Below are 25,135 nucleotides of genomic sequence, written 5' to 3' on the forward strand. Positions count from 1 at the left end.
GGAGGTGTTAACATGACTACTTACTTAATCTCTTACGATCTAATGGACAAAGATAAAAATTATGACGGTGTAGCCGAAGCAATTAAGTCTTGTTCCACCGGAGTTTGGTGTAGACCGCTTGCTTCTGTATTTTTAATCGAGTCCTACTTGTCTGCACAAGAAATATCAAATGCCATTAAGGCGAAAGTTGACGCTGACGATAAATGGCTAGTAATTGAAGTTAAAAACAACAAATATGGTGTTCTTAAGCGTGATATGTGGGAGTATATGAATAAAAATATGTTTATTTAGTTCCAGGACTTGCTAATTCGCCGTGGCATTTACCTTCAGAAGTCTCTGGTTCGAATTCTTCAGATAATTTGTTAATTTGAGTGATCGAGTAATTTTCTAAGTACACATGAGCAACTTTTGGAAGAGCCTGAATCTCTTCTGGAGTTGCTTGTTCTTTTTTCAACGACACACTAACAATCCACTCAGCTAATGCTTTAAGAACATCTTCACGAGATAACCCCGCGTATTCACTTGGTGTTTCCATGCCCTATTCCTCCTAGTGTCATTATTTTTATAGTTGTTAACAAACCTTGATATTTAATTAGGATCTAGAGGGTTAAAAGAAAGCACTCCTGTTTTCTTTCTTCCGTCAGCAGTCTCAAATTCATCAATTGATTTACATAATTGACCTAACCTATTTTCCTCAGTGGTTGTTCCAGCAACCTGTGGGGACTTTTCTTTTGTTGAGTAGTCTAATGCATCTTCAAAAGTATCTAAGAATCGGATTGACTCTTCTTTGTTTGCTAGAAGACAATTTAATAATGCTGAGAACTGCCTTTGCTCACGATCATTTAGCTTGCGTAGCTTCGATGCTATCTCACTTGTTCTTATTTCGATGACTTTCTTCGAAACGTTCATTAGACTACCTCACTTACTATTTTTGGAATGTATGGATATTTTTCATGAAAATACAAAACTGGCACTTTACCGCTTTCAGTCCAATAACCTTTTTCTTTCAACTCATCATTCATTGCTTTCACTCTCATTTGGGCTACTCGCAATGAATGAAGGCCAAGTAATTTTTGAACATCTTTTGTGTTGTAAAAATGTTTCATAATATTCCTCCTACCGTTGCATATTTGCAACGTTTTGAGTAAAAAAAATACGATCAACATCCTCAGGAGACCATTTAAATCGATCAGCAAGTACTATGATTTCTGACATTGAAAAGTCCGCATTACGTCTTCCATTCAAAATAGTATTAAGCTTTTCTCTAGACATTCCAAGTATTTCAGCTACTTCTTCTTGTCTAATACCAAACTCAACTAAATACGACTTAAATTTGGGATAACCATTAATCGGCATCGACTCTGTTCCTCCTTTCTCGTTGCATTATTGCAACTTTCTACAAACATCTTATCCTATTAAATGTTGCAATGTCAACACAAAACAAATAATTTTTAATAATAGGTTGCATATTCGCAACAATTAAGGCATACTAAAAATTAGTTATTTATAGGAAGGAAGATTTCTGTATGGCTTTTAAAACAGTTTTAAAAAAATTAAGATTAGGTGCTGGATATTCAATGGAAGAGTTAGCCGAAGAGTTAAACAAGCGGTATGATTTAAAAATTAATAAAAGCACAATTTCTCGGTGGGAAAAAGGTGCTGAGCCTAAAGGGAGAGATCTACAGTATTTAGCTCACTTTTTCTCTGTTTCGCCAAGTGAACTAATGTCATTAGAATTAAATGGTGCTACTGCAAGTGTACCTAATACAATGCTCCCGATTGCTGGATTTGCTGCAGCTGGTACGCCAATTCTTGCTGAAGAAAATATTATTGGTTATGCTCCTGCACCACCAATTACTCACGGAATTCAAAATAGAACTATGTTTTATCTGAAAATCAAAGGGGACAGTATGGATCAGGAATTTAATGATGGTTCCCTAGTTCTTGTGGATAAAGATGCAGATGTAAAAAGTGGAAATATTGCAGTTGTCTTGGTTGATCATGAAGAAGCAACAGTTAAAAGAATAGTGATTGAAGGAAATTATATTACACTAATTCCTTTATCTAAAAACATAGAGCATCTACCTAAAACTTATGACATGACAAAAACTCCAATTGAGATTTCCGGGAAAGTAATAGGAGCATTTAAAAACTATGATTATTAGAAAGGAGGATAATACATGCCTGTTTACAAGGATGAAGAAAGAAAGACCTGGTATTTCAAAACACGATACAAAGATGTTTTTGGAGCTAATAAACAAAAACTTCAAAGAGGTTTTAAAAGTAAAAGAGACGCAAAGTTAGCGGAAGCAGAATTTTTAACCAGTATTGAAAATGTGATGAGTTCCAATTCGACTGTAACAGAAATATTTACCCACAATATTGAATACAAAGTATACTCTCCCAAAACTGTAAGTAGAAGAAAAAATGAATACATCAAACATATTCATCCGTTTTTTGGACATATGAAAATCAAAGATATTACCTCTAATCAAGTTATTGAGTTTCAAAAGTATTTACAGCAAAACCTTGCTTCAGCCGAAACAGCGCGAACTATTTACTCTAATTTCAAAGTCATCATAAATCATGCTATTAAATTTTTCGGTTTACGAGTGGATCCTACCCTAAAAGTTCCACCTATGCCGAGGAAAAAAACCTCTCACAATTATCTCCGAAGAGAGCACTTTGATGAATTAGTTGAACAGTTAGATATGAATCATTATAAAGAAATGACTATCTTGATGTTTTACACTGGGATAAGAGTTGGAGAAGCCTTAGCTTTAAAATGGTCTGATGTAGATTTATTCAAGAGCGAATTAAATATTAATAAGTCGCTGGATATTTCTAAAAGAGTGCCTGGACCAACTAAAACTAAATCCAGCACTGCAATAATACCACTACACAATTCTGTTTTAAGAATGTTGATAAAATTAAAAGGAATTTGCGAGAAGAAGCATTTCGGATTTAACGAAGACTATTACATTTTTGGTGGTCCTTCACCCTATCACTATTCACACTTTCATAAAAAATTTAAACAAGTATTCACGGGTATAAGAATACATGATCTACGTCATAGTTACGCAGCGCATTTAATTAATAATGGAATAGACGTTTACTTGGTTCAACAATTAATGAGACACGCAACAATAAGTGAAACAGCAGATACTTATGGTCATCTATATACTGAGAGAAAACACGAAGCAATGAAAGCATTTGATGATACAAAAAACGAAAAAATGGTATCAAAAAGGTATCACAGGAGATTGAAATAATTCAAACCCCTTGTGATACCTATGTTTTTACTATCCGATACTACCTTCCATTTCGAACTTGATTAAACGGTTCATTTCTACCGCATATTCCATTGGAAGTTCTTTTGTGAATGGTTCGATGAAGCCCATAACGATCATTTCTGTAGCTTCTTCTTCTGAAATACCACGGCTCATCAAGTAGAATAATTGTTCTTCAGAAACTTTCGACACTTTTGCTTCGTGTTCTAATGAAACATTGTCGTTTAAAATTTCGTTGTAAGGAATCGTATCCGATGTAGACTGATTGTCCATGATCAACGTATCACACTCAATGTTTGCACGCGCTCCAGAAGCTTTCGGACCGAAGCGAACGATACCACGGTACGTTACTTTACCGCCTTGTTTCGAAATGGATTTCGATACAATCGTGGAAGACGTATTTGGCGCTAAGTGAATCATTTTCGCACCAGCGTCTTGGTGTTGACCTTTCCCTGCTAAAGCAATCGATAATGTCATACCGCGAGCGCCTTCACCTTTTAGAATACACGCTGGATATTTCATCGTCAGTTTAGAACCGATGTTTCCATCAATCCATTCCATCGTACCATTTTCTTCAACAATCGTACGCTTCGTCACTAGGTTATACACGTTGTTTGCCCAGTTTTGAATCGTTGTATAACGGCAGTATGCGTCTTTTTTAACAACAATCTCTACTACCGCACTGTGTAAAGAGTTCGTTGTATAGACAGGTGCTGTACATCCTTCAACGTAATGTACGTGTGCGCCTTCATCAACAATGATCAGTGTACGCTCAAATTGACCCATGTTTTCCGAGTTAATACGGAAATAAGCTTGCAATGGAGTTTCCACTTTTACACCTGGCGGTACGTAAATGAATGATCCACCGGACCAAACAGCTGAGTTCAATGCAGAGAATTTATTATCCGAGTTCGGAATAACTGTACCCCAGTACTTTTTGAAGATGTCTTCATTTTCACGAAGCGCAGAATCCGTATCTTTAAAGACGATACCCATTTCTTCTAAATCTTCTTTCATATTGTGGTAGACCACTTCTGATTCGTACTGTGCAGAAACACCAGCTAAATACTTTTGTTCTGCTTCTGGAATTCCAAGCTTGTCAAATGTACGTTTGATTTCTTCTGGAACTTCATCCCATGATTTTTGCGTCGCTTCAGACGGCTTTACGTAATACGTAATTTCATCGAAGTTTAACCCAGTCAAATCTCCGCCCCATTGAGGCATTGGTTTGGAATAAAAAATCTCTAGTGATTTTAATCGATAATCTAACATCCATTGAGGTTCTTCTTTCATTGTAGAAATTTGTTCTACAATTTCACGAGTTAACCCACGTTTTGAACGGAAAATCGATACATCTTTGTCATGGAAACCATACTTGTAATCTCCGATTTCAGGCATTTTTTTCGCCATCGTTATTCCTCCGTTCTATTTATTGTTCTTCCTTAACGCCTTTTTCCATCGCTTTCCAAGCAAGTGTTGCGCACTTAATACGTGCTGGAAATTTAGATACGCCAGATAAAGCTTCAATATCACCTAAGTCAACCGAATCATCGTACTCTTTCCCAAGCATCATATCCGAGAAAATCTTGGATAGATTTAAGGCTTCTTCAATCGGCTTTCCTTTAACTGCTTGTGTCATCATGGATGCTGATGACATGGAAATGGAACACCCTTCACCATCGAACTTCGCTTCTTTCACTAAGCCGTCCTCAACAGAAAGCGTTAAGTGAATGCGATCTCCACATGTTGGATTATTCATATCTACCGTTACTGCACCATCTTCTATCGACCCTTTGTTGCGAGGGTTTTTATAATGATCCATAATAACAGAACGGTATAATTGATCTAAATTTTGATTAATAGACATCGTTGAAATACTCCTTTGCTGACTGAAGTCCATCTACAAGGCGATCGATATCTGCTTCATCGTTATATACATAGAAACTTGCACGAGCAGTCGCTGAGACGTCTAGCCACTTCATCAGTGGTTGTGCACAGTGGTGACCTGCTCGAACCGCAATACCGTTCATATCGAGAACGGTTGCAACATCGTGAGGATGGACATCCGATAAGTTAAACGTCACCAATCCTGCACGTTTTTCCGGATCTTTCGGACCGTAAATCGTCAGTCCATCAATCGTTTGCATACGTTCCATTGCATATGCTGCCATTGCATGTTCATGACGTTCAATCGTATCTAATCCGATTTCTTCTAAGAACTTAATCGCTGCTGCTAATCCTACAGCACCTGCAATAATTGGCGTGCCTCCTTCAAATTTCCAAGGAAGCTCTTTCCATGTCGATTCATACAACCCAACAAAATCGATCATTTCTCCGCCAAATTCCACCGGCTCCATTTGCTCCAGAAGTGATTTCTTACCATATAAAACACCGATACCAGTAGGTCCACACATTTTATGTCCACTGAAAGCGAAAAAGTCACAATCTAATTGTTGCACATCAATTTTCACATGAGGTGCAGCCTGCGCTCCGTCCACTACCATCACCGCTCCATGTTCATGGGCGATTTTAGCAATGTCTTGGATCGGATTCATGGTTCCAAGTACATTGGACACATACATAATCGAAACAATTTTTGTTTTATTCGTAATCGTAGCGCGCACTTTTTCTAGCGAAAGAGTGCCATCTTCTTCCAAATCGATATATTTTAGAATCGCGCCTTTTTCTTTCGCAAGCTGTTGCCAAGGGATGATATTGGAGTGATGTTCCATATAGGAAATCACAATTTCATCGCCTTCTTCCACATTCGCTTTACCGTAGCTTGAAGCTACCGTATTAATAGCAGTAGTCGTTCCGCGCATAAAGATAATTTCTTCTGTACTTGACGCGCGGATAAATTGGCGAACAGTTTCCCTTGCGCCTTCATATTCTTCTGTCGCTCGATTACCTAGTGTGTGAACGCCTCGATGAACATTGGAGTTGTCCATCTTGTAATACTTTTCAATCGCCTCAATTACTTGAATTGGCTTTTGAGAAGTGGCCGCACTATCTAGGTAAACCAGCGGATATCCATTGACTTCTTGATTTAAAATCGGGAAATAACTTTTAATGTCCTTTTGGATCATTATCGCACTTTCCTTTCGATTACCTCCGTCAGCTGCTTTTTCACGCCTTCAATCGGCAGTTTGTTCACAACTGGCGCTAAGAATCCGTGAATGACAAGACGTTCTGCGTCTTGTTTCGAAATTCCGCGACTCATTAAATAGTAAAGTTGAAGCGGATCAACACGTCCAACAGAAGCAGCGTGCCCTGCAGTTACGTCATCCTCATCGATTAATAAAATCGGATTTGCATCTCCACGCGCTTTTTCAGAAAGCATTAACACACGAGATTCTTGCTCTGCATTCGCTTTTGTTGCTCCGTGTTCGATTTTCCCAATTCCATTAAAGATGGAAGAAGCTTCATCTTTCATGACACCGTGTTTTAAGATATATCCTTCGGAGTTTTTACCCCAGTGAATTACTTTCGTTGTAAAGTTTTGCTTTTGTTTGCCACGTCCAACTACAACGGATTTTGTATCCGCGTAAGAACCGTCACCAACTAGGTGCGTGACATTTTCGGAAATAGTGTTACTGTCGTTCATTAAACCAAGTGCCCATTCGATACGTGCATCACGATTTGCAACTCCACGACGGTTAACATATGTTGTAAATCCTTCTGCTAATACATCAACTGAACCAAAAGTGACAGAGGAATTATCTTCCGCAATTACTTCGGACACAATATTAGCTTGTCCTTGCGCATGATCCACAGTAGACAAGTAGTTTTCCACATACACAACCGAACTATTCGCTTCCGCCACTACTAATGTGTGGTTGAACAAACTTGCTTCCGCGTCATCGTGTAAATAAATCACTTGAATCGGTTCCGCAATTTCTACATTTTTCGGTACATAGATGAAGGCTCCACCATTTAAGTACGCTGCATGTAGCGCAGTAAGTTTATGTTCAGTAGCTTTTACACCCGTTGTCATAAAATGCTTTTTCACAAGATCTCCATGTTCGCGAAGTGCTGTGAAAATATCCGTTACGATTACTCCTTGTGAAGTTAGCGCTTCAGCTACTTTTAAATAAGCTGGTGTATTATTACGCTGCACATATAAAGAAGCTTGCGATTCAGATGTAATCGATTTTACTTCTTCAGGTAATTCTTCGAATGAAGAATACATCTCTGCACGCTTTGTATAAACAGGAAAATCTGTAAAATTCCATTTGTCGATTTTCGTTTTATCTGGTGTTGGTAATGGTAAAGTTTGTGCTTCTTGTAACATTTGTACACGATATTCTGCAAACCACGTAGGTTCACCTAGTGATTGGGAATAGGAGCGTACATCATGTTCGGTATAGACTTGCTTTGTTTCAACCGTCATTGTGTAAGTCTCCTCTCTTATGCTTCTTGCCCTACAGTTTCGTCTTCAATACCTAATTCTTCTTTAACCCAGTCGTACCCTTCTGCTTCCAAACGATGTGCAAGCTCTGGTCCGCCAGATTTCACTACGCGACCTTGCATCATTACATGAACATGATCAGGCGTGATGTAGTTAAGTAAACGTTGGTAGTGAGTAATGATTAAACAACCAAACCCTTCTCCACGCATTTCATTAATACCTTTTGACACAACTTTCAATGCATCAATATCAAGACCAGAGTCAATTTCATCAAGAATCGCAAACTTCGGTTCTAACATCATTAATTGAAGAATTTCGTTACGTTTCTTTTCCCCACCTGAGAAACCTTCATTTAAATAACGTTGCGCCATATCTTGATCCATTTCTAAAAAGTCCATTTTACTATCTAATTGACGTATGAACTTCATCAATGACACTTCATCGCCTTCTTCGCGACGAGCATTCATAGCAGAACGTAAGAAGTCAGCGTTGGTAACTCCATTAATTTCACTTGGGTATTGCATTGCTAAAAATAAACCAGCCTTCGCGCGCTCGTCTACTTCCATTTCCAATACATCTTCGCCGTCCAGCATCACTGTACCAGAAGTTACTTCATATTTAGGATGTCCCATAATCGCAGACGCTAACGTCGATTTACCAGTACCATTCGGTCCCATAATCGCATGAATTTCATTTGTATTAATTGAAAGGTTTACACCTTTTAAAATCTCCTTGCCTTCGATGGCAACATGAAGATCTTGAATTACTAAAGTTGACATACAACTACCTCCATTATTGAAAATGAACGGAATAACCCATTCTTTATTTAGTATCATTCTAATCTTAACTGAAATACAAACCCCTTGCAAATCATTTAGACGGTAAGTCCTAGCGTTTAAAATCCTATTTTCAAAGTGTTTTAGCCATTTTCAATACGTTCTAAGTAATTGAGAATAAAAATCAGCAAACAATCGAAAAAGTTTGCATAAAACAAGGGGACTTTTCATTGGAGAGTGTGATTGCAAGAGATTTTATTAGGAAGTTAAAGATAGGATATTTTTCATTCACACGGAATTCGAAGATGCTTTACCGAATAAGAGAAACCAGATTGGAGAATCGATCGTCACATCCAGAGAAATCGATCGCCTCACCCCGAGAAATGATTGCCTCACCCCGAGAATCGATTATTCTTTTAATAATTTCCCCTCCGCTTTCTCAAATCTATATAAAAAAGCCTTCCCTAATTTCTAGGCAAGGCAGATGTTCTTATTTCATTTCACGATGTGCATAACGTTCCATTTGAGCGGCAACTTTTAATCCATTCGTATAATCGCGTTCTCGACGTTGTTCAACTCGTTCTAATAGTGCTGGATCGCTTTGATAATCGACGATTCCAAATCCATGTCTACTTCTAAATGCTTGGTCCATCTTTTCCGTGTAATTAAAATCCAGTGATTGGATAATGAATCATTCCTTTCGGTTTTTCTCTACAATATATGTAGAGTGTTCTTTCCATCACACGTTATAAGTACCCGACTCATGAAGCGTTAAACAAAAAAAGTCCCCTTTTTTAAAAAGGGGACATTTGTCATAAGACTTATTAAGCGGATACTTCGTTAGTAATGCTTGATGGTGCTAAGCCAGTATCTTCTAATACTTTATTTAATTTTTCGTCAGCTGATACCATTGCTTCGTTTGCCGCTTCAAGGTTTGCATCTGCTGATGCTTCTAAAGCGTCTGCTTTCATTTGGTATGCATTTGCAAAGTCAGTTAATGCTGCTTCGATGTCTGCTTTTTGAGCATCTAACTCAGCAGGAATTTCTAAACCTTCAATCGCTGATTTCGTTTCAAGTGCAGAAGTTTTTGCCGCTTCTTTCATTGTTGCAAGCTCGTCACCTTCAGGAAGCTCTTCTTTTGCTTGAGCGCCTTCGAAAGCATTTAGGTCAGCATCTGCTTGGTTGATTGTTTTTGATACAGAAAAATAGAATTTCATCATATCACCAGAAACATTTGACGTTTCTTCTGAAGCAGTTTCATTGTTTGAAGTGTTAGTTGCTTCTTTGTCGTCGTTACAAGCAGCTAATAATAAAGATGCTGCAATTACTAAAAATCCAAGTTTTTTCATGGTGTCGTTCTCCTTTTTTTTACAAATTAACGTTCAAAAACTATCCTATCATAGTAAATTTACCCTATCAATAGAATTGCTAATTGTTGTAATTAAATGAATAAATCATATATTCTAATATTTTTAACTATTTCAAAAAAATAAAAACAAGCAGAGGGGGGATCTCTACTTGTTTCCATTTATCTATAGTATTCCCAAATTCGAAGAAATTATTTCCCAACAGGAACGACTGAACCGCCCCACTCTTCCAGGATAAAATCTTGAATTTCTTTGGAAGTTAACACTTCAACTAATACTTTAATTTCCTCTTTGTCTTCGTCACCTTTGCGAACTGCAATGACATTCACATATGGCGATTCCGAGCTTTCAATTGCGATGGAATCTTCTAATGGGTTCAACCCTGCATCAATTGCGTAGTTAGAGTTGATCAATACTGCGTCGCCTTCTTCATTTTCATACATTTGAACAAGTAGTGCCGCTTCATATTCTGCATCGAATTGAAGATTTTTTGGATTTTCCACAATGTCTTTCACTTCTGCTTTTGTTTTATCAATTCCATCTTTTAATTTGATTAGACCTTCTGCTTCAAGCATAGATAAGATTCGTCCGTGGTCTGCAACAGAATTACTGATTAAAATTGTCGCATTTTCCGGTAAGTCAGCTAAAGACTCGTATTTTTTCGAATACACACCGATTGGTTCAATATGAATTCCACCTGCATTCACGAAATCATACCCATTCTCTTCATTTTGCGATTCTAAATATGGAATGTGTTGAAAATAGTTTGCATCTAAATCACCAGACTCTAAATCTTTATTCGGCAAAATATAGTCTTGGTATGTTTCGATTTTCAACTCAATTCCTTTTTCTTCTAATAAAGGTACTGCTTCTTCTAAAATCTCTGCATGTGGAACGTTCGATGCTCCGACAACCAATTCTTTGTTTCCGCCTTCAGCAGAACTTCCTGATTCAGAACCACAAGCTGCTAGGGCTAATGCAGACCCTGTTAATAATATTCCTGCTACAAATTTCTTCATGCGTTAACTCTCCCTTTTCTTCTATTATTTATGTGATCGGGAAACCCCCGTAAACACCAACTTATCGTTTGTCCACTTTTGCAGTGAAATAATCACCAATCCATTGAAGGACAAACACAATCACTAAAATGAGAATCGTTGCCATTAATGTGACATCTTCTCTTGACCGTTGGAAACCGTCTAAAAAGGCGAGATTTCCAAGTCCTCCCGCTCCAATGATTCCTGCCATTGCGGTATAACCTACTAATGCAATTGCTGTGACCGTAATACCAGACAATAATGCTGGTAACGCCTCTGGGAATAAAACCTTGCGGATAATCGTCCCCGTTGTAGCTCCCATCGATTTCGCCGCTTCAATGACACCTCTATCGATTTCACGTAAAGCAAGTAACACCATGCGTGCGTAAAATGGAGCCGCTCCAATAATGAGCGCTGGAAGTGCAGCATCTGGTCCACGAATCGTTCCGATTAAAAACTTTGTAAATGGGATAAGTAAAATGATCAAGACGATAAACGGAACCGAACGAAAAATATTCACTAATGAGCCAGTTAAGAAATTCACGATTTTATTAGCCCAAACTTGATAAGGACTTGTCAGGAAAAGAATAATCCCTAACAACAACCCAATGACAAACGTGAACACTGTCGCAATTCCCGTCATATAGATAGTTTCCCAAGTTGCTTCCCACATATCTGCCCAATCGACATTCGGAAATAAGTTCCTCAGCATCTTAGATCACCTCCGTTTTCACATCTTGCTCATGTAAATAGTAAATCGCTTGATCAATTTCATCTGCTGCTCCATCAATGTGAAGATACAGCGTTCCGTAAGAACCATTTTGCGTTGGGGAAATCGACCCTTGCACAATGTTTACTTCCACTGGGAATTGTCGGATTAATTTTGAGAGAATCGGCTGTTCTGTTTTATCCCCAAGGAAAGTTAACTGCACGACTTTACCATTTGGATAATGTTCACGTAAAAGTTTCGCTGTTTGTTGAATCGACTCTACTCCGCTAATAGAGGAGACGAATCGTTTCGTAATTGCTTCTCTTGGTTGTTGGAAAACCTCTAACACATTCCCTGTCTCGACAACTTGACCATTTTCCATGACAGCCACTTGGTGACAAATTTTACGAATGACATGCATCTCATGTGTAATTAACACAATCGTCAAACCAAGTCGGTCATTAATTTCTACAAGTAAATCGAGAATCGCATCTGTCGTTTCTGGATCAAGTGCAGATGTTGCTTCATCACACAGTAAAACTTCCGGCTTATTCGCTAGCGCTCGTGCAATGCCTACCCGTTGTTTTTGACCACCCGATAATTGAGAAGGATACGATTTTTCTCGACCTGATAACCCAACTAAGTCGATTAATTCAGCCACTCGTTTAGTCCGCTCCGCTTTTGGAACTCCTGCAATCTCCAACGGGAAGGAAATGTTCTCTTCCACCGTTCTGGACCACATAAGATTAAAGTGTTGGAAAATCATGCTAATTTTCTGCCTAGCTATTCGCAACTCTTTGCCTCGAGCTTTCGAAATTTCTTTTCCGTTCACAGAGACAGTACCAAAGGTTGGTTTCTCCAACCCGTTCAACAACCGTATTAACGTACTTTTCCCAGCACCGCTATATCCAATCACGCCAAATATTTCACCGCGTTCTATCTTTAGATTCACCTTGTCGACAGCAAGTAGTTCTCCTGATTTCGTGGTGAATTTCTTTGTTATGTCTTGCAAGTTAATCATGCCGTCAACTCCTTTACTCTATCCCTACTTTTGGGCAATAAAAAATGGTCCTCTCTGCAGACAAGCAGAAAGGACCATACAAAATAGTAGTATTCCAATCTCTCATCTTTCAACGCATTAACGTTGAGTGAATTGGCACCATTTCATACATAGTATGACGGTTGCCGGGCTTCATAGGGCACTTCCCTCCACCACTCTTAATAAGAGTTACACTATTAAATTAATTGAAAATTTAAGTACGAGACTTACTTTATCACGCGGTAAAAATCACGTCAAGGTTTTCTTATCAAAAATTTCGAGTAAATATGGAACGGACTGAAAGGCGTAGAGTTTTTGTTCCATATTGCCTTGTTTCTCCACAAGCAAACACGGAACACTCTCGATTTTGTACTGTTCCACAAGTTGCGACGCGAACTGTACATTTATCTTCCCAATGCGTAGATTCGGTCGCATCGTTTGGATAATCGCCAGCATTTTTTCTGCTACCTGGCACGTTCCACACATTGTTGTATACACAAATAATGCAGTCTGTTCTGTATTTGTACGTTCCTTATTCCATTGATCAATCGACCATTCTTCCATGAGGTCACCTACTAATTCAAAAACTCCGCTTTTACATCTATATTCGCGTGTATTAAAGTTGATGCTAACACTTTTAATGGCGTCGTCGCAACTTCCCGATACATAGGATCTGTATAGAGATGAAAGGCTTCCGGGTAATCTCGCTTGAATAATTTCCGTATTTTCTCCCCGGAATCATCCGCATCGACAAAGACATATAATTCTAGTTCATCATACGGAGCAAGCAATTCCTCTAGACGTGTTGGACTAATTGTGCCATTCGTGCAAATAATTTCCATCGGTTCTGCTAGTAGCGGAACTATGCGTTTTTTATCCGAAGATCCTTCGACAATTAACAATTTTTCGATTAACATGTGTAGCCCTCCTATAAAAGGGTCATTTCTCTTACACAATGAAAAAAACGCCGAACAAGTGTCGGCGTTTCGATTATTCTTGAATCATTTCTTCGTATTGTTCAGGACTCATTAACGAATCAATGTCTGCAGCATCAGATGGTTCAACAACGATCATCCATGCTTTTTCATATGGAGATTCATTAACAAATTCAGGACTGTCCTCTAACTCACTATTCACTTCGACAACTTTCCCGCTAATAGGAGCATACAATTCCGAAACAGTTTTTACTGATTCAACACTACCAAATGGTTCATTCGCCGTAATCTCATCGCCAACTTGTGGAAGTTCAACAAACACGATATCCCCTAGCTCAGACTGTGCAAAGTGAGTAATACCAATGCGTGCTTTTCCATCTTCTGTTTTTACCCATTCATGTTCTTCTGAATAACGTAAGTCTTTTGGTGTGCTCATTCATAACCCTCCACATACAAAGTATCTTCCCATTCAGTTTGACATAACCCATACCGAAAAACAAGATTCTACTAAGCGTTTTTCCAATTTTCTTCGAAGTCAGATTCTTTAAATCCTAACGTCACTTTTTTTCCATCCGTTACAAGTGGACGTTTCATTAACATACCATCAGAAACAAGAAGATCGTATTGTTCCTCTTCGGTCATCGTCGGTAATTTTTCTTTCAAGTTTAATTCCTTATATTTGTTTCCACTTGTATTAAAGAAACGTTTTAATGGAAACTCACTCGACGCAACAATCGATTGCACTGTTTCTTTGGACGGCGTATTTTTCACAAGATCAATCGCTTCTACTTCATGACCTTGTTCTTCAAGCCACTTCTTCGCTTTACGACAAGTCCCACATTTTGGGTATTCATAAATTGTCACTTTCATCTGAATCACTCCTTACAAATAGTGTAACAAAAACGTAAGAAGTAATTCACCTGGAATGTGTTTCACCCGTTAGGGATGAGAATAAAACCTGCTTCGAAAGGTTGCGCGGGAATAATTCGGGAAGTATTTCAATTTTTCCGCAAAGTGTCCTAATGTTCAGCGAAAGTGTCCTAATCTCTTCGATAAGTGTCCTAATGTCTTCGATTAGTGTCCTAATGTCTTCGATAAGTGTCCTAATGTTCAGCGAAAGTGTCCTAATGTTCAGCGAAAGTGTCCTAATGTTCAGCGAAAGTGTCCTAATTTCTTCGATAAGTGTCCTAATGTCTTCAAAAAGTGTCCTAATGTCTTCGATTAGTGTCCTAATGTCTTCGATAAGTGTCCTAATGTCTTCGATAAGTGTCCTAATGTTCAGCGAAAGTGTCCTAATGTTCAGCGAAAGTGTCCTAATGTTCAGCGAAAGTGTCCTAATGTCTTCGATAAGTGTCCTAATGTTTTCGGGAAGTGTCCTAATGTTCAGCGAAAGTGTCCTAATGTCTTCGATAAGTGTCCTAATCTCTTCGATTAGTGTCCTAATGTCTTCGATAAGTGTCCTAATGTCTTCGATAAGTGTCCTAATGTCTTCGCGAAGTGTCCTAATGTCTTCGCGAAGTTTCCCAATGACTTACTCATTAGGATCGTTTTGCTAGGCAAAACGCTTTATGTACATTCAACACTTTCCATTAGGTTCGTTTTGCTATGCAAAACGTTCGGTTGGTTAAAACCTTTTTTCTTCCACTAAAAAACCACCTAGGAGATTCCCTAGGTGGTTCATCAATTGAACGATTAAACGATATATTTTTCTGCGTCGATTAGCTTCACAGATGCTTCGCGTTTTTTCGTTACTAAGTTGTATGGAGTTGTGCGAGTTAGTTTGCGAAGTGCCGAAAGCATCATACGCAGGTTGTCGCCATCTACTGACGCGATCAATGTATCTTTTGCAAATTTCTCGATTTCTTCAAATGCTTCTTGACAGAAGATTTCTGTGTAAAGAATTTTTTGTGCTGCTTTTTCTTCTCCAGAGCGAGCGATTGCTTTTTCTGTACGAAGTACAGCTGATTCCATTGCGAATAAGTTGTTTGCAATGTTTGCGATGTTTACTAACACTTCTTGTTCTGCATCTAGTTTTGCACCGAAACGTTGTGCAGCCATACCAGCAGCTAGTAAGCCAATTTTCTTCGCGTTTGCTACTAATGATTTTTCTTTCGCTAATGCTTCGTCACCGATTTCTTCTGGCATCATCATTAATAATTCTTCTTGTAGCGCTTGCGCTTTTTGCAATAAAGGAAGTTCGCCTTTCATTGCTTTTTTCAAGAATGTTCCTGGTACGATCATACGGTTGATTTCGTTTGTTCCTTCGAAAATACGGTTAATACGAGAATCACGGTAAATGCGCTCTACTTCGTACTCTTGCATGAATCCGTACCCACCATGTAATTGCACTGCTTCGTCCGCAATGTAGTCTAACACTTCAGAACCTACTACTTTGTTAATCGAACATTCGATTGCATATTCAGCGATTGCTGCTGCAATTTCTTTCCCGTCTTTTTGTGCTTCTTCAGACAATTGGCTCATGCGATCTTCGAAGTAACCTACTGTACGGTAGATTAAGCTTTCTGTTGCATACAATTTAGAAGCCATTGTTGCTAATTTTTGTTTCGTTAAGTTGAAAGATGAAAGTGGTGTTTTAAATTGTTGACGTTGGTTTGTGTAAGCGATTGCTAATTCTAGCGCACGTTTTGAACCTCCAACAGTACCTACTCCTAATTTGTAACGACCAATATTTAAGATGTTGAATGCGATAATGTGTCCACGGCCAACTTCACCAAGTAAGTTTTCGACTGGTACTTTCGCATCTTCTAAGATTAATGTACGAGTTGAAGATGATTTAATCCCCATTTTCTTCTCTTCTGCACCGACAGATACCCCGTCAAAAGCACGCTCTACGATGAAAGCAGAGAATTTATCGCCATCAATTTTTGCATAGACAACAAATACGTCTGCAAATCCAGCATTCGTGATCCATTGTTTTTCACCATTTAATACGTAGTGTGTTCCTTCTGCATTTAATTTAGCAGTCGTTTTAGCACCAAGTGCATCTGAACCAGAACCTGGCTCTGTTAATGCATAAGCAAAGATTTTTTCTCCACTAGCAGAAGCTGGTAAGTATTTTTTCTTTTGCTCTTCATTCCCAAACAAAACGATTGGAAGTGTTCCGATACCAACGTGTGCACCGTGAGTGATCGAGAATCCACCTGCTACTGATAACTTTTCGGCGATTAATGCAGATGAAACTTTGTCTAATCCCAAGCCTTCGTATTCTTCTGGAATGTCTGCAGCAAGTAAACCTAAGTCACCTGCAGATTTTAACAAACGTACAGAGTGTTCGAATTCGTGGTGCTCTAGGTTTTCTAACACTGGAAGTACTTCCGTTTTCACATAATCGTCCGCTGTTTTCGCGATCATTTTTTGTTCTTCTGTGAAATCCTCTGGTGTAAATACGTTCTCTGCCGCGATATCTTCAACTAAGAACGCGCCACCTTTAACTGCTTCTGTCATTTTTTATTCCTCCAATGAATTAATTTATAGCATTTCAAATACGCCAGCTGCACCCATACCGCCACCGATACACATCGTGACAACTCCGAATTGCTTCCCTTGACGTTTCAGTTCATGCATCATTTTCAACGTTAAAATCGCACCTGTTGCACCAAGTGGATGCCCTAAAGCGATTGCTCCACCATTGACATTAACTTTGTCCATGTCGATACCTAAGTGACGAACCACTTGAATGGATTGAGATGCAAAAGCTTCGTTAAGTTCCCAAACATCTATATCTTCTTGCGAAAGTCCTGCAAGTTTCAATGCTTTAGGAATCGCAACGATTGGACCAATACCCATGATTTCTGGTGGTACCCCGCCAGTTGCAAATGAACGGAATTTTGCAAGTGGTTTCAAGCCTTGTGCTTCTGCCACTTCACGGTCCATGATTAATACTGCTCCAGCGCCATCGGAAGTTTGAGAGGCGTTTCCTGCTGTTACAGTTCCTTTTGCGTTAAACGCTGGACGAAGTTTTGCAAGTGTTTCCATGTTCGTGCCGTGACGAACGCCTTCATCCATTTCAAACATGAATTTCTTTTCTTGGAACTTATTGTTTTCATCTACATAACGACGAATAACTTCTACAGGAACAATTTCGTCTTTAAATTTCCCTTCCGCAATTGCTTTTCCAGCTAACTCATGAGAGCGCACCGCAAATGCATCTTGATCTTCTCTAGAAATGCCATACTTCATCGCTACTTGCTCTGCTGTATGTCCCATTCCCATATAATATTGAGGTGCCGTCTCCGCAAGTTTCGCATTTGGTCGAATCGTATTTCCCATCATCGGAACCATACTCATTGACTCCACGCCACCCGCGATGATTGCCTCTGCAGAACCAAGCATAATACGCTCAGCTGCGTAAGCAATCGATTGTAAGCCGGACGAACAGAATCGATTGATTGTAATTGCCGGTGTCTCATCTGGAAGTCCTGCAAGTGCACCAATGTTACGAGCAACGTTCATCCCTTGTTCCGCTTCTGGCATTGCACAACCTAAGATTAAATCATCAATCGGACCTTCATAGCCCGCACGTTTTAACGTTTCACTCACCACTAACGCACCGAAATCATCTGGTCGAACGGTCGCTAGAGAACCTTTTTTGGATTTTCCGACAGGTGTACGAGCACCTGCTACGATTACTGCTTCACGCATATGGTTACCTCCTTAAGCCGTTCGTAATTAGTTACGAAGTGGCTTTCCTTTCATTAACATGTGTTGCATACGCATTTGCGATTTTGGCTCTGCTACTAAGCTCAAGAATGCTTCGCGTTCTAAATCTAACAAATACTGTTCGTCAACCAGTGTGCCGTAAGGAACTTTACCGCCTGATAAGACATATGCAAGTTTTTTCGCGATTTTCAAATCATGCTCGCTAATAAATCCTGACAAGAACATGCCTTCTGCACCTAATAATAAGGTTGCATAACCAGATTCCCCTGTTACCGGGATTTTCTCACGGACTGGCGCTTTGTAATTATTTTCATACAGTGCCAGAGCTGCTTGCTTCGCATCATAAATTAAGTGATCCGCATTCACACTCACGCCATCTGCGAAGTTTAAGAAGTTATTTTCACGCGCTTCTTCTCCAGAAGTCGACACTTTCGCCATTGCAATCGATTCGAAGACTTTATTCGCCACAAATTGATAGTCAATATGAACACCATTTGGAAGACCTTTTAAGTGCTTCATGTAAAGCTCTTTGTTTCCGCCGCCGCCAGGAATTAACCCAACGCCCACTTCTACAAGACCCATGTACGTTTCAAACGATGCTTGAATGTGTGCAGCTGGTAAACAAACCTCTGCTCCGCCTCCTAACGCCATATTAAACGGCGCTGCAACTACTGGTTTTGAACTGTATTTAATTTTCATCATTGCATTTTGGAACGAACGCACGACGAAATCTAATTCAAAGATGTTGTCATCTTGAGCTTCCATCAAAATCATGCCTAGATTGGCCCCAACGCAGAAGTTCTTGCCTTGATTTCCAATGACTAGTCCTTTGTAGTTCTTCTCCACTTCATCCACTGCAAAGTTAATCATTTGAATGATATCCAAACCGATTGAGTTCGATGGTGAATGAAACTCCAGTAACGCGATCCCGTCTCCAAGATCGATTAAGCTTGCGCCACTATTTTTCTTAATCACACCATGCTTTTTCTTATAACGCTTTAGGTTAATCGCTTTTTCATTCGTCGGAACTTCTTTGTATTCTGAACCAGTGAAATAGTTTAACGTTCCATCTTCATCCTCTTTGTAGAATGAAGTGAATCCTGCATCTAGCAACTGCTGAACAAACGCAGGAATTGTATATCCTTCTGTTTTCAAACGTTCAACAGAATCCGCTACACCAATGGCATCCCATACTTCAAACGGACCTTGCTCCCAACCGAAGCCCCATTTCATCGCTTGGTCGATTGCCACGATGTCATCTGCAATTTCGCCGTGAAGTTCTGCAGAATATACAAGAGTCGGCGCAAGAATATTCCATAAAAGTTCACCAGTGCGGTCTTTTGCATACACAAGTGTCTTCACTTTATTGCCAAGACCTTTCGTTTGTTTCGCCATCTCTAAAGAAGGTGTTTTTAACTTTTTCGATGGCTCATAGTCAAATGTCTCGAGATTCAACTCTAAAATTTCTTTTCCTTCTTTTTTAAAGAACCCTTGGCCAGATTTCGCGCCAAGCCAACCTTTTTCTAACATTTTTGTTAAAACAGCGGGTGTTTCGAACACTTTTTGCTCGTCGCCAGTTGTTTGATCGTAGACGTTTTTCGCCACATGACCAAACGTGTCTAAACCAACAACATCAAGTGTACGGAATGTCGCAGATTTTGGACGACCAATTGCAGGTCCCGTCACTGAATCGACTTCCCCGACAGAATAGCCACGGTTTAGCATTTCACGAAGCGTTACTAACAAGCCGTAAGTTCCAATACGATTGGCAATGAAGTTCGGTGTGTCTTTTGCTAACACGACACCTTTACCTAATTTGTCTTCTCCAAATTCTTTCATGAAGTCAATCACTTCAGGCAATGTGTTTTTCGCAGGAATTACTTCTAGCAATTTTAAGTAGCGAGGCGGATTGAAGAAATGCGTCCCAAAGAAGTGTTTTTGGAAATCTTCTGAACGACCTTCCGCCATTTCGTTAATGCTAATCCCAGAAGTGTTCGACGTTACAATTGTTCCTTGTGTACGAACAGCATCAATTTTTTCATATAAGTTTTTCTTAATCTCTAAATTTTCTACAATAACTTCAATAATCCAGTCCACATCTTTTAACTTCTCTAAATCATCTTCTAAATTACCTGCCGTTAATAAGGCAAGATTTTTCTTTGAAGCGAGTGGAGCAGGCTTTTGCTTCAGTAAACGTTCGAGAGCACCTTGTGCAATCGAATTACGAGCTTTAACGTCGCCAGCCTCGGCATCTTTTGGAACAATATCCAATAATAATGTCGGAATACCAATATTTGCTAAATGTGCTGCAATCCCTGACCCCATAACTCCAGAGCCAATAACAGCTGCTTTTTTAATCTGATAACCCACGTTAAATCCTCCTAACAAGTTTGTGAATGAATCATCATTCATTTTTTAGCTAAAAAAAATAGCCCACCTATTTCTCTTCTTATTGTAGAGGAATGTAACCGTTTTCGCAATATTTAATTCTTTCCTGTTCGAAATACTTGTAACGTTGATGGGTGAAAAAGCTTTTTAGATGGCGGAAATAGTTTCAAGAAGCATCGTTTGATTCGATGAGAGGAAATGGGCTCTTTGGTGAAAATTCAAGCGAATACGTAAACGTCGCTTTTTCAAAGAATATTCTTTTCCAATACACAATGTTCCATGGAAGCAAATGGCTAATCGCACATTTTTCCCTTTCGTTAGGAGGAGTTCTACATATACTGCAGTTTTCTTCCACTGAAGCTCCTTGCAACGAAAAAACCGAGAGGCGGAAGCATCCGCACTCTCGATTTTCTACTATCCACTTATTTACTGATCATACCTTTAGCAACAAACGCCACATTTGCAGGTCGCTCTGCTAGACGGCGCATAAAGTACCCATACCAGTCTGTCCCATAAGGAACATACACGCGCATTTTGTACCCTTCTTTTACTAAGCGACGTTGTAGCTCGTCACGAATTCCAAATAACATTTGAAATTCAAATTGATCATTAGGAATATTATTTTCTTTTACGAATTCTTTCGTCCAGTTAATAATTGCTTCGTCATGAGAAGCGATTGCCGTATAGTTTCCATTCATCAAGTGCATACCGATGATTTTTTTGAAGTTTTCATCGACATCCGCTTTGACAGGGAATGCTACTTCTTGTGATTCTTTGTACGCACCTTTAACAAGACGAAGGTTTGGATGGTAATCATTCAAATCTTCGATGTCTTTTTCCGTACGATAAAGGTAGGCTTGGATAACTGTCCCTACGTTGTCATACTCTTTTTTCAAGTTCTTGAAAATTTCAATTGTTTTGCCACATCGTTCGTAGTCTTCCATGTCGATGGTAACAAAGATATTTTCTTCTTTTGCTGCATCTAACACGCGACGCATGTTGTTCATAATTACTTCATCTGAAATATCCATTCCTAATGAAGTTAATTTTAATGAAAGTTGAGACTTTAACTTTTCGCGACCAATCGCACGAATCGCTTGGATACAGTTGTCCGCCATGTAATCTGCTTCTTCCTTGTTATCCACAAATTCACCTAAATAGTCAATTGTGACAACAAGACCTTCTTCATTTAATTTACGAATGGCAGCAACTGCTTGGTCAATATCTTCACCGGCTACAAAACGAGAAGCACCAAATTTTAAGCCGTACTTTTTGGCAGCTTTTGTTAACGCTTTGTTTTTTGCTAAAAATAAAAAGAAATCACGCATTGATTGCTCAATCATGCGCTTTCAGCCTCCTCTAAATCACACAAATTCTTGCTAAATAAAGCAAATCTATTTTAACATTTTTCCGCCGAAATTCCTATGTATATTATTTACGAGTCTTCTCACACTATACATAGCCAAAAGGAGGAGTAGACAAATGAATTTATTTCAATCAAACCAAACGGAACAAATCCCCTATCCAACTGTTCCTAAAATGATTTCCTCGAAAGATCTATCTTATATCAAGGATATGCATTCTTGGAATATGAATGTCTCCAAAAAAATGACGTATTATGCTTCACAAGTATCTTGTGAAAAATTACGCTCTTTATTCGAAGATGCAGCAAAAACACACGAAACACATAACCAACGATTACAAAGTGTTTTAAAAGCGCATGAAGGAGGTCTGCAACAATGACAGGTAAAACGATTCAAAATCCGGTCGTTCAGTCTGCTGGATCAACTCAATATGGGGAACGAGATATGCTGCAAGATGCATTGGCTTCTGAAAAATACTTAGTGCATTCCTATGGGATTGCAGCGCAAGAAGCTAGCCATGAAGCACTTTTTCAACTGTTGTCAGATCAATCAAGCGAAATCTCCAAATTACAACGAAACATGTACCAACAAATGTTTGAAAAAGGGTGGTATCAATTAGTAGAAGCTGAGCCACAAGAAATTTCGCAAACTTCGAGTCAATTTAAGCAGCAATAATCAATCGAAGTAAACCAAATTTCTTTCCCCTTTTTGCCAATCCGTGTACAATGAGAGGCGTAAACTCTAAGGCTAACTATACGGAGGCATGAAAATGAAAACAATTTCTACTAACAAAGATTTTCAAGATATTTTGAATAGCGGTCAAGAAGTGATGATTAAATTCCAAGCAAATTGGTGTCCAGATTGTCGTCGCATGGATATGTTCATTGACCCAATTGTGGAACAATATCAACAATACGAATGGTACGATATCGATCGCGATGAACTTCCTGAAATTGCAGAACAGTTTGATGTTCGAGGCATTCCAAGTTTATTGCGTTTCAAAAATGGAGAGAAATTAGCACATTTGCACAGCGCGAATGCAAAGTCTCCTGAACAAGTTACAGAGTTTTTAGAAGCTCAAAAAGCTTGATGTGATGTAAATGAAAAATTGCATTCTTTCCACGTAATAAAAACAACATCTCTTGAAATGTTATAGAGATGTTGTTTTTTCATGGTATACTAGTAAAAAATATCCTATTAGAGGTGTCACATGTCAGAAGTTAATGAACTCCAAATGCTACGAGAAAAAGTGGAGAGATACGTAGAAATTATTCGTAATATGTCTACTCCTATTATCCCTTCTATCGTACCAAGCACTATTTTAATTCCAATTGCTGGATACATAGATCAAACTCGTTTTGAAGCAATTCGCTCGAAAACACTTGCCTATATTGGTAATTCACGAGACACTGAACGCGCGATTTTCGATTTTACCGGCGTAACTATAGAAGACGTTGCGTCCTTTGATTATAATAGCCTAGCATCGGAAATTTTCCAGCTCAACGATTCGATGGCATTAATGGGTGTTCGCCCTATCTATGTTGGCTTTAACCCACGTTTTGTGCGAGAAATTGTGCACGCTGGAATCCAAGTGGAAATAGAAACGTACGTTACTTTCCGCGCAGCTCTACAACAATTAATCCGTGAAACAAGCACACCACTTGCGAGTATGTAAGTGGTGTTTTATTTGTGCATCAATACTTGCGAAATGCCAGCATCTTCAAATCCATTCGCCATTAAGAAAGCAATGGATCGATCACACTTTTCTGATAAGTTATACGTATTACGATTGACCTCTTCGTTCATTTCAAGCGCATGGGCAAGAAGAAGCTCGATTCCTTCTCCTTCACTTACTTGGAATAACGTAATATCACCTGTCGCATAATTTTTCCGTAGTAAAACGGCGCAAGTTACGGCCTCATCTTTTTTCAACAACACAATTTCTCCGCCAGCCCGTGGTCCGTGACTAGGTATACACTGCCAAGGAGCTTCTTTTGGGAAAATAGTTTCCCCAATTGGGTGATGTGCAGGAACACGCTCTATTGTAAACGAACGTAATGGAGGCAGTTCGTCTACTAACTTGCCTTTTCCACTCAAGAACCGTAGCGTTTCCGTGAGGCTGTACCCCATTCGTTCATACAGAGCAATCGCCGGTTCATTTTGGGACAATGCTTCGAGCGTTTGAAGCGTTACGCCGTTTTCAAGTAATACTCTCTCTGCCTCTTCCATCATTCCAATTGCGAGCTTCTTCCCGCGATGACTTGGAATGATTCCCGTTCCGCCATTCCAGGAAATTTTCATTTCCCCAACTTTTCGGATTCCTTGTAAAACAAACCCAAATGGAACACCTTCTTCTAGCGCTACAACGGAAAGTGCAGGGGAAAGCCCTTCATTGCCAAAACGGGTGGTAAATTGGTCAAATGTTAGCTTCATGGGAATAAAATACCCTTCAAATCCTTTCAAAAAAAGCGCATGCCCCTCTTCATACGTTAACTCTGAAAAACGTTTATACGTGATCGCCATTTCTTTCTCCCCTTTGTAAATAATTCATGAACATGTGCTGTGCAAATTCAATCATTTCTTTTGACGGAAATGATTGTCGCAACACGGCGGCATGAAGAAAAACACCGTCCATCATGACCCAAAAATATTTTGCGGCTAAAGTAGGTGAGATTGACTCGTCAAATTCTCCCTCTTGAATCCCTAGCTCAATCATCGGTGTTAAAAAGTCTTCAAACTTTTTCGCATGCGCTACATATCGCTCGTTTGACGACGCTTTACTGCCATTAATCCAATGTTCTAATTGATTGGTAGCACGTAACAGTTTCATCCTGTCTTGCCAATCCCATTCCTTATATCCTTCAAACAAATGCGCCAGCTTCTCGGTAGCGGACGATTTAGAGAGCAACCGTTCCTCTAACATTTCCAAGGATTTCGTCACTAGTCGCTCGAGCATCGCATGATACACTTCTTCTTTACTGGAGAAATAGTGATAGATGGAGCCTTTACTCATCGACACTTCATTCACCAAATCATCCATCGTTGCTTCGTAATATCCTTTAACCGCAAAAACCTTCTCAGCAGCAACAAGAAGTTCTTCCACTTTTTGTCGTTTATACGTTTCTGTTACTTTTGGAGACAT

General features: G+C 39.2%; 31 protein-coding genes and 1 riboswitch. Of the genes, 7 read left to right on the top strand and 24 right to left on the bottom strand.

The window, feature by feature from the left end:
• Positions 1-12: 12 nt before the first annotated feature.
• Positions 13-291 carry a hypothetical protein gene (locus tag D3873_RS09170; RefSeq protein ID WP_119883409.1) on the top strand — a complete coding sequence of 93 codons (279 nt, stop codon included), beginning with the start codon at positions 13-15 and terminating at the stop codon, positions 289-291.
• Here the strand turns inward: D3873_RS09170 and D3873_RS09175 are convergent.
• Genes D3873_RS09175 through D3873_RS09190 form a run of 4 tightly spaced genes read right to left on the bottom strand, consistent with a single transcriptional unit; the run spans position 284 to position 1,356 of the window.
• Positions 284-535: a hypothetical protein gene (locus tag D3873_RS09175; RefSeq protein ID WP_119883410.1), complete on the bottom strand. Its 252-nt coding sequence runs from the start codon at positions 533-535 to the stop codon at positions 284-286. The two genes, D3873_RS09170 and D3873_RS09175, sit on opposite strands and share 8 nt — an antisense overlap.
• A 53-nt stretch (positions 536-588) precedes the next feature.
• Positions 589-909 carry a hypothetical protein gene (locus D3873_RS09180; protein ID WP_119883753.1) on the bottom strand — a complete coding sequence of 107 codons (321 nt, stop codon included), beginning with the start codon at positions 907-909 and terminating at the stop codon, positions 589-591.
• Positions 909-1,106, bottom strand: coding sequence for a hypothetical protein (locus D3873_RS09185; protein WP_119883754.1), 198 nt, complete (start codon positions 1,104-1,106; stop codon positions 909-911). The genes D3873_RS09180 and D3873_RS09185 overlap by 1 nt, the downstream gene beginning before the upstream one ends.
• Before the next feature lie 10 nt (positions 1,107-1,116).
• Positions 1,117-1,356, bottom strand: coding sequence for a helix-turn-helix domain-containing protein (locus tag D3873_RS09190; RefSeq protein ID WP_119883755.1), 240 nt, complete (start codon positions 1,354-1,356; stop codon positions 1,117-1,119).
• Between the two features lie 170 nt (positions 1,357-1,526).
• Between D3873_RS09190 and D3873_RS09195 the strand changes: the two genes are divergently transcribed.
• Both D3873_RS09195 and D3873_RS09200 read left to right on the top strand, forming a co-directional pair.
• Complete coding sequence (locus D3873_RS09195; RefSeq protein ID WP_119883756.1) at positions 1,527-2,165, top strand: LexA family protein; 639 nt, start codon at positions 1,527-1,529, stop codon at positions 2,163-2,165.
• 15 nt (positions 2,166-2,180) lie between these two features.
• Positions 2,181-3,272 (top strand): site-specific integrase, encoded by a 1,092-nt coding sequence (locus tag D3873_RS09200; protein WP_119883757.1) that lies wholly within the window; start codon positions 2,181-2,183, stop codon positions 3,270-3,272.
• A 30-nt stretch (positions 3,273-3,302) separates the two neighbouring features.
• Here the strand turns inward: D3873_RS09200 and sufB are convergent, their stop codons facing one another.
• The 18 genes from sufB to D3873_RS09285 all read right to left on the bottom strand — a co-directional run bounded on the left by sufB (position 3,303) and on the right by D3873_RS09285 (position 21,969).
• The gene (sufB, locus tag D3873_RS09205; RefSeq protein WP_119883758.1) at positions 3,303-4,700 is read right to left on the bottom strand and encodes a Fe-S cluster assembly protein SufB; all 1,398 of its coding nucleotides are present in this window, start codon (positions 4,698-4,700) and stop codon (positions 3,303-3,305) included.
• Positions 4,701-4,719: 19 nt separating this feature from the next.
• Entirely contained in the window at positions 4,720-5,157 is a 438-nt protein-coding gene (gene sufU, locus D3873_RS09210; protein ID WP_119883759.1) for a Fe-S cluster assembly sulfur transfer protein SufU, read from the bottom strand.
• Complete coding sequence (locus D3873_RS09215) at positions 5,147-6,376, bottom strand: cysteine desulfurase (protein WP_119883760.1); 1,230 nt, start codon at positions 6,374-6,376, stop codon at positions 5,147-5,149. The genes sufU and D3873_RS09215 overlap by 11 nt, the downstream gene beginning before the upstream one ends.
• Entirely contained in the window at positions 6,376-7,680 is a 1,305-nt protein-coding gene (sufD, locus tag D3873_RS09220) for a Fe-S cluster assembly protein SufD (protein ID WP_119883761.1), read from the bottom strand. The genes D3873_RS09215 and sufD overlap by 1 nt, the downstream gene beginning before the upstream one ends.
• A gap of 17 nt (positions 7,681-7,697) precedes the next feature.
• Complete coding sequence (gene sufC, locus D3873_RS09225) at positions 7,698-8,477, bottom strand: Fe-S cluster assembly ATPase SufC (protein WP_119883762.1); 780 nt, start codon at positions 8,475-8,477, stop codon at positions 7,698-7,700.
• 487 nt (positions 8,478-8,964) lie between these two features.
• Positions 8,965-9,126 carry a YuzK family famiily protein gene (locus D3873_RS13425; protein WP_162920177.1) on the bottom strand — a complete coding sequence of 54 codons (162 nt, stop codon included), beginning with the start codon at positions 9,124-9,126 and terminating at the stop codon, positions 8,965-8,967.
• 172 nt (positions 9,127-9,298) lie between these two features.
• Positions 9,299-9,823 carry a hypothetical protein gene (locus D3873_RS09230; protein WP_119883763.1) on the bottom strand — a complete coding sequence of 175 codons (525 nt, stop codon included), beginning with the start codon at positions 9,821-9,823 and terminating at the stop codon, positions 9,299-9,301.
• 209 nt (positions 9,824-10,032) lie between these two features.
• On the bottom strand, positions 10,033-10,860 hold the full coding sequence (locus tag D3873_RS09235) for a MetQ/NlpA family ABC transporter substrate-binding protein (RefSeq protein ID WP_119883764.1): 828 nt from the start codon (positions 10,858-10,860) through the stop codon (positions 10,033-10,035).
• Between the two features lie 61 nt (positions 10,861-10,921).
• Positions 10,922-11,590, bottom strand: coding sequence for a methionine ABC transporter permease (locus D3873_RS09240; RefSeq protein ID WP_119883765.1), 669 nt, complete (start codon positions 11,588-11,590; stop codon positions 10,922-10,924).
• A 1-nt stretch (position 11,591) separates the two neighbouring features.
• Entirely contained in the window at positions 11,592-12,608 is a 1,017-nt protein-coding gene (locus D3873_RS09245) for a methionine ABC transporter ATP-binding protein (protein WP_119883766.1), read from the bottom strand.
• A gap of 99 nt (positions 12,609-12,707) precedes the next feature.
• Positions 12,708-12,815: riboswitch (SAM riboswitch) on the bottom strand.
• A gap of 60 nt (positions 12,816-12,875) precedes the next feature.
• Positions 12,876-13,190, bottom strand: coding sequence for a thioredoxin family protein (locus D3873_RS09250; protein ID WP_119883767.1), 315 nt, complete (start codon positions 13,188-13,190; stop codon positions 12,876-12,878).
• An 11-nt stretch (positions 13,191-13,201) separates the two neighbouring features.
• On the bottom strand, positions 13,202-13,543 hold the full coding sequence (locus D3873_RS09255; RefSeq protein ID WP_119883768.1) for a toprim domain-containing protein: 342 nt from the start codon (positions 13,541-13,543) through the stop codon (positions 13,202-13,204).
• 73 nt (positions 13,544-13,616) lie between these two features.
• Positions 13,617-13,997: a glycine cleavage system protein GcvH gene (gcvH, locus tag D3873_RS09260; protein WP_119883769.1), complete on the bottom strand. Its 381-nt coding sequence runs from the start codon at positions 13,995-13,997 to the stop codon at positions 13,617-13,619.
• A gap of 71 nt (positions 13,998-14,068) precedes the next feature.
• The gene (locus D3873_RS09265; RefSeq protein WP_119883770.1) at positions 14,069-14,431 is read right to left on the bottom strand and encodes an arsenate reductase family protein; all 363 of its coding nucleotides are present in this window, start codon (positions 14,429-14,431) and stop codon (positions 14,069-14,071) included.
• Between the two features lie 822 nt (positions 14,432-15,253).
• The gene (locus tag D3873_RS09270; RefSeq protein WP_119883771.1) at positions 15,254-17,026 is read right to left on the bottom strand and encodes an acyl-CoA dehydrogenase FadE; all 1,773 of its coding nucleotides are present in this window, start codon (positions 17,024-17,026) and stop codon (positions 15,254-15,256) included.
• A 24-nt stretch (positions 17,027-17,050) separates the two neighbouring features.
• Positions 17,051-18,223, bottom strand: a complete 1,173-nt coding sequence (locus tag D3873_RS09275) for an acetyl-CoA C-acetyltransferase (RefSeq protein ID WP_119883772.1) — start codon at positions 18,221-18,223, stop codon at positions 17,051-17,053.
• 27 nt (positions 18,224-18,250) lie between these two features.
• Positions 18,251-20,611 carry a 3-hydroxyacyl-CoA dehydrogenase/enoyl-CoA hydratase family protein gene (locus D3873_RS09280; RefSeq protein WP_119883773.1) on the bottom strand — a complete coding sequence of 787 codons (2,361 nt, stop codon included), beginning with the start codon at positions 20,609-20,611 and terminating at the stop codon, positions 18,251-18,253.
• A 440-nt stretch (positions 20,612-21,051) separates the two neighbouring features.
• Positions 21,052-21,969 (bottom strand): proline dehydrogenase family protein, encoded by a 918-nt coding sequence (locus D3873_RS09285; protein WP_119884520.1) that lies wholly within the window; start codon positions 21,967-21,969, stop codon positions 21,052-21,054.
• 142 nt (positions 21,970-22,111) lie between these two features.
• On the opposite strand from D3873_RS09285, the gene D3873_RS09290 reads away from it, so the two are divergent.
• The 4 genes from D3873_RS09290 (at position 22,112) to D3873_RS09305 (ending at position 23,668) form a co-directional block, all read left to right on the top strand.
• Positions 22,112-22,372: a hypothetical protein gene (locus tag D3873_RS09290; protein WP_119883774.1), complete on the top strand. Its 261-nt coding sequence runs from the start codon at positions 22,112-22,114 to the stop codon at positions 22,370-22,372.
• On the top strand, positions 22,369-22,668 hold the full coding sequence (locus D3873_RS09295) for a spore coat protein (protein WP_119883775.1): 300 nt from the start codon (positions 22,369-22,371) through the stop codon (positions 22,666-22,668). Before D3873_RS09290 ends, D3873_RS09295 begins: the two co-directional genes overlap by 4 nt.
• 94 nt (positions 22,669-22,762) lie before the next feature.
• A complete protein-coding gene (locus tag D3873_RS09300) occupies positions 22,763-23,083 on the top strand; it encodes a thioredoxin family protein (protein WP_119883776.1) in 321 nt (106 codons plus the stop codon).
• Between the two features lie 120 nt (positions 23,084-23,203).
• A complete protein-coding gene (locus tag D3873_RS09305) occupies positions 23,204-23,668 on the top strand; it encodes an STAS domain-containing protein (RefSeq protein WP_119883777.1) in 465 nt (154 codons plus the stop codon).
• 8 nt (positions 23,669-23,676) lie between these two features.
• Here D3873_RS09305 and D3873_RS09310 read toward each other — a convergent pair whose 3' ends face one another.
• A complete protein-coding gene (locus tag D3873_RS09310) occupies positions 23,677-24,516 on the bottom strand; it encodes a GNAT family N-acetyltransferase (protein WP_119883778.1) in 840 nt (279 codons plus the stop codon).
• Entirely contained in the window at positions 24,500-25,135 is a 636-nt protein-coding gene (locus tag D3873_RS09315; RefSeq protein WP_119883779.1) for a TetR/AcrR family transcriptional regulator, read from the bottom strand. The genes D3873_RS09310 and D3873_RS09315 overlap by 17 nt, the downstream gene beginning before the upstream one ends.

Origin of the sequence: Paenisporosarcina cavernae (assembly GCF_003595195.1) — a bacterium.
Classification (GTDB): Bacteria; Bacillota; Bacilli; order Bacillales_A; family Planococcaceae; genus Paenisporosarcina; species Paenisporosarcina cavernae.